Raw genomic sequence first — 4,760 nt, 5'->3', positions numbered from 1 at the left:
TTGCGAAAAAGTTTCATTTTATCACATCTATATATTTCTTATAATTTTAATTGGCAGACGCACATTGCTGCCATTCCTTCGCCGCGACCTATTGTTCCGCAGCCTTCGTTTGTTGTAACCGCAATGCCTATTTGGGAACATTTTATACCCAAAACAAAAGCTAGATTTTCTTTCATTTTTTGAATATAAGGGCTTAATTTGGGCTTTTCGGCTATTATGGTTATTGAGATATTATTAATATCTGCATTTTTATGCTTTAAAATTTCGCATACTTTTTCCAATAGCTTAAGACTAGAGATATCTTTGTAGGTTGAGTCATTGTTAGGGAAATAATATCCTATATCGCGTTCTCCTAAGGCGGACAGCAGACTGTCCATAAGCGCATGTATCACAACATCGGCATCAGAATGACCGTCAAGCCCCAAATCATTGGGAATTTCTACTCCGCCCAAAACAAGACGGCGGTTTTTTGCCAGCCTGTGAAAATCATATCCATAGCCAATTCGATATTCGCTTGAATTTTTTGATGAAAACATAATGAGGTCTTCCGGAGTGGTTATTTTATAATTATTATACTCTCCCTCTATATAAGCGCAATCTCCCCACATTTTAGAAAACATCTGGCTGTCATCTGTAAGATCGCAGTCATTATTTTCATACGCTTGAATAATTTTTTGGGTATCAAAAACCTGAGGAGTTTGAATAGCCATAAGATTGGTTCTGTCAACAATGCTATATGAAGAAAAGTTTTTTTGAACTATTGTGTCTTTGACTTTTATATAAGGAATGGCGCTGCCATATTGACGGCAAGTGTCTATAAGATTTTTTATAAGATTTTTTGAAACATTAGGACGGGCACCGTCATGAATAAGCACGTATTTGTAATCTTGAGCCAACTTAAGACCAGCTTTTACTGATTGGGTGCGTGTGTCGCCCCCACAAGTAATTGAAACATCTGAATAATTTTGAGTAAGACTTTTTATTTTTTCCAAATCATTTTGAGCGCCGACAATAATCTTAGGGCATTCAAATTTTTCTAGACAATATTCTAAGACAGTCTTGCCTGCACTTTTATAAAAAATTTTATTATATGATAATCCAGTGCGTTCGCCTTTTCCCGCACATAAGATAATGGCGATACAATCAGCCATCTATGACCTCATAAGCAGAATCAGGTTGAGATTTTAGAGCTTTTTCTTCAACGGTCAAAACCTTTACCACAAAACGCTTATCCCCATAGCCTATGGCGATAATGTCATTTGGTTTTAATTCATATGCCGGTTTTGCCTGTCTGCCGTTGACGCTTACTCTGCCGCTTTGGCATACTTCTTGAGCTACAGTTCTTCTTTTTATAACTCTGCTTAATTTTAAAAACTTATCCAATCTCATAATCAATTCTTTCAGTTTAAGATATTGTCATTTTAACATTTTTGAAAAACATTGTCTATAATATTGTACTTTTGCGGTCTTTATCGTTCAAAATGATATAATTTTTTATTTTTTAAAGATACTAAAGCTATGAAAAAGATGCTAAAGAATATTTTATTTTTTACTTTATCTCTTATTTTGGTTTTTAATGTTTTTGCGTGTAATAATGCACAGCAAAAACAACAGCCTAATGTGCCTTATATAAAAGAAAACCAAAATATAAATCAAAGCAATCCGCCAAAAAATAATACAAACATTCAGCAGCCTGCTGCGCCCAACAGTACAGCGGACGGAATTGATGACGGACAATCTTTGTATGAAGATGAGATGCCCAATGCAAAAGAGGAGTATCAGGTTCCTACTGAACCAATAATTTTACTGCCTAAGGAGGAAGGCAGAAAACTTTGGCATGAAGAAACCAAGTGGATGATGACCGTTTCAAAGGGCGAGTTATTGGAGGCTCTTGCCAAGATGAATATCAAGGTTGCCACCATTACTCCAATAATGATAGATACTACTGATGAATTAGGCTGCTGCGCAATCATTTCAATAGGCGGCAAGCTTGTCAACGCTTATGAGCTTTGCGAGCATCTCAAAATGCCTTCATCATATATAACAGGCATTGAAATCGATAAAGATGCGATAATCTTTGAAGGACGTGGAAGTTTTGAGCCGTTAAAAGGCAGAATATTCCCGCATAAATAACATTGGGTTTTAGGTTAAAAGTATGGGAAAAACATCTAAGGTAAAACAAGTGCTAAAAAAGACGGGCAAATGGGTGATTATAGTCTTAGCAATTATGCTTGCTTTGATGTTTATTTTGATGACAATTGGCGGGATGTTTGTTCCTGACGAATATCTTGATCCATGGGATAAGCGTTATGCTAGCAGACTAAGAGACCTTAGACTTCAGTTGTTATCAGTAGGAATACTTGCGCCCAATGCGCATAATTTACAGCATTGGAAATTTGAGCTAGATAAAGATGAAAAAGTATTCAAATTGTTTGCTGATCCTAAAAGTATAATTCCTCAAGATCCGACACACAGAGAAATGATGATTTCTTGCGGAACATTGTTAGAATATGTCAACATCGCAGCCAAAAAGAAAAATGTAGGGCTGGACATTGAGCTGTTTCCCGATGGCCCTATTGATGAAGAAAATTTTGAAAAGAGCATTGAAAAAGTGCCAGTCGCTAAGGTGACCATAAATGACAAAGTTGATCTTCAAGGTATAGACTTATACGATAACATGTTTTTGCAAGAAACTAATCGCTATGAGTACATAAAAACGCCATTAACACAGGCAGAAATAGATTTATATAAATCGCTCAATGATTTTGAAGATTTGAATATAAAATTTATTTCTGAAAAAGAAGCATTGAAAAATATTTCAGAGCTTACATTAAAAGGACTTGCGATTACATATACTGTACCCAAATTCGGGGACACCTTAAAAAAGATTACACGAGTAAATGAATACCAAAAAGTAAAAAATCCTTTTGGCTTTTCTTTGGAATCGCAAGGCATAAAAAATCCTTTTATTATGTATCCAATACAAGGGTTATTGACGACAATGCCGTTTTTGGGTTCTAACAAAATTATGAATATGATCACTCAAAAAATTTATAAAAAGCTATACGACAGCACGGCAACATACATGGTAATAGTTTGTCCTGTTGCCAAAATGAACGACAGAGTAACTCAGGTAAATTGCGGCAGGCTTTATTCAAGACTTGTATTAACAGGGCATAAACTCAAAATGGGCTTTCATCCTATGAGCGCACTTATTGCTGATTATGAAGAGGCGGTACCAATAAAAGGGGAATTTATGACAAAATATCTGAGTGCAGATGAATATCCCTTTATGATGACTAGAGTTGGACTTATTACTAAAATGTTTCCAAAATCAATGCGCAAAGGTGTTTTAGAATTTATAAAATAAAAGGCAAAGAAAGAAATTAACAATCTTTCTTTGCCTGATTGCCCCAAAATTATTGCATTTTATAAAAATTTCAAAATGCTTAGGCTTGTTGTTGTCCGCGTGCTTTTTCGAATTCCTGCAAGATTCTTTCTTTAATTAACTCCCTAGTTTCGGTATTTAAAGGATGAACGATATCCTTAAATTCGCCTTCAGGAGTTTTTCTGCTAGGCATTGCTATAAAAAAGCCTTCATTGCCTTCTATTACTTTTATATCGTGAACGACAAAGCACTCATCAATTGTAATAGATGCTATAGCCTTAATCTTGCTGTCTTCCTTGGTCTTCAATCTGATTCTTACTTCAGTTATGTTCACCCCTTAGTCACCATCCTTAAATTTATGCCGGAATAATAATAATTCCTAATAATATAATACTACTATTTTTATAATAATTCAATACTTTTTTTAAAAAAATTGGAAAATCCAAATATCAGAACTTTAATTGAGAAAGTAACATATATATCTATATATAATCATAAATTTTTATCATGAATATTTATTTTATCGGTATAGGTGGAATAAGCATGTCAGCGCTTGCTATTATATGTCACACGCGGGGACATAACGTAAGCGGTTCTGATTTGCATTCATTTGAACTGTTGGAAAAAATGAAATGTATGGGCATAGAAGTCAACCTTGGTCATACCAAACGTGATTTTACCGGAGTTGATTTGGTTGTTTTCAATGCGGCAATTTCTTCCGACAATCCAGAACTTATTGCGGCAAAAGATCAAAATATTCCATGTGTAAAACGCGCGCAGCTTTTGGGCAGTATTATGGCAGAATATCCTTTTGCTATTGCTGTAAGCGGAATGCATGGCAAGACCACGGCCACAGCAATGATTGCGCAGATTTTGTATGCATATGATCCAACTGTACATTTGGGCGGAGAATTTGATCTTATAGGCGGCAATTACCGTATAGGTAAAAGTGTATACTTTGTTACAGAAGCATGTGAATATAAGCGAAATTTTTTATATCTTAAGCCGTATATCAGTATTATTCTAAATGTTGATGAAGATCATATGGACTATTTTAAGGACATAGAAGATATTCAAGAGGCTTTTACTGAATTTGCAGCGGGAACAAAACGCAACGGCGTTATCATCGTAAATGGTGAAGATTCGCGTGCGCTAGCAAGTGCGGCTCTGACGATGCGGCGGTATGTTACTTTTGGAATAGGTCAGGATTATGACTATAATGCTCAAAATTTAAAGGAAGAAGAAAACGGAAGATATTCTTTTGATTTTTATAAGCGCGACCGCAAGCTATGTCGAATATTTTTAAAAGTGCCCGGACGGCATAATATATACAATGCTTTAGCTGCAGCAGCTGCTGCAAATATATTTAATA

Annotated in this window: 6 protein-coding genes; 3 read left to right on the top strand and 3 right to left on the bottom strand. The window is 35.4% G+C overall.

Features of this window, described 5'->3' with window-relative positions; all coding sequences use genetic code 11:
- Window positions 1-38 precede the first annotated feature (38 nt).
- Window positions 39-1,151, bottom strand: a complete 1,113-nt coding sequence (gene ispF / locus VIL26_00880) for a 2-C-methyl-D-erythritol 2,4-cyclodiphosphate synthase (protein ID HEY8389499.1) — start codon at window positions 1,149-1,151, stop codon at window positions 39-41.
- Window positions 1,144-1,389, bottom strand: a complete 246-nt coding sequence (locus VIL26_00875) for an RNA-binding S4 domain-containing protein (GenBank protein HEY8389498.1) — start codon at window positions 1,387-1,389, stop codon at window positions 1,144-1,146. The genes ispF and VIL26_00875 overlap by 8 nt, the downstream gene beginning before the upstream one ends.
- Window positions 1,390-1,518: 129 nt before the next feature.
- Between VIL26_00875 and VIL26_00870 the strand changes: the two genes are divergently transcribed.
- On the top strand, window positions 1,519-2,133 hold the full coding sequence (locus VIL26_00870; protein ID HEY8389497.1) for a hypothetical protein: 615 nt from the start codon (window positions 1,519-1,521) through the stop codon (window positions 2,131-2,133).
- 22 nt (window positions 2,134-2,155) lie between these two features.
- A complete protein-coding gene (locus VIL26_00865; protein HEY8389496.1) occupies window positions 2,156-3,370 on the top strand; it encodes a hypothetical protein in 1,215 nt (404 codons plus the stop codon).
- Between the two features lie 79 nt (window positions 3,371-3,449).
- On the opposite strand, the gene spoVG is transcribed toward VIL26_00865, so the two are convergent.
- A complete protein-coding gene (gene spoVG, locus VIL26_00860; GenBank protein HEY8389495.1) occupies window positions 3,450-3,722 on the bottom strand; it encodes a septation regulator SpoVG in 273 nt (90 codons plus the stop codon).
- 209 nt (window positions 3,723-3,931) lie between these two features.
- Here spoVG and VIL26_00855 point away from each other — a divergent pair.
- Window positions 3,932-4,760, top strand: an 829-nt coding sequence (locus VIL26_00855; GenBank protein HEY8389494.1) for a Mur ligase family protein, incomplete at its 3' end; no start/stop codon positions are given.

Source organism: Clostridia bacterium (assembly GCA_036562685.1).
GTDB lineage: Bacteria > Bacillota > Clostridia > Christensenellales > DUVY01 > DUVY01.
The sequence above is the reverse complement of the archived record's forward strand: the minus strand, read 5'-3'. Positions and strand labels throughout refer to the sequence as shown.

Coding starts and splice junctions, on each gene's coding strand:
- VIL26_00865 (HEY8389496.1), top strand. CDS start 2,156: ATGGGAAAAACATCTAAGGTAAAACAAGTGCTAAAAAAGACGGGCAAA.
- ispF (HEY8389499.1), bottom strand. CDS start 1,151: ATGGCTGATTGTATCGCCATTATCTTATGTGCGGGAAAAGGCGAACGC.
- VIL26_00875 (HEY8389498.1), bottom strand. CDS start 1,389: ATGAGATTGGATAAGTTTTTAAAATTAAGCAGAGTTATAAAAAGAAGA.
- VIL26_00870 (HEY8389497.1), top strand. CDS start 1,519: ATGAAAAAGATGCTAAAGAATATTTTATTTTTTACTTTATCTCTTATT.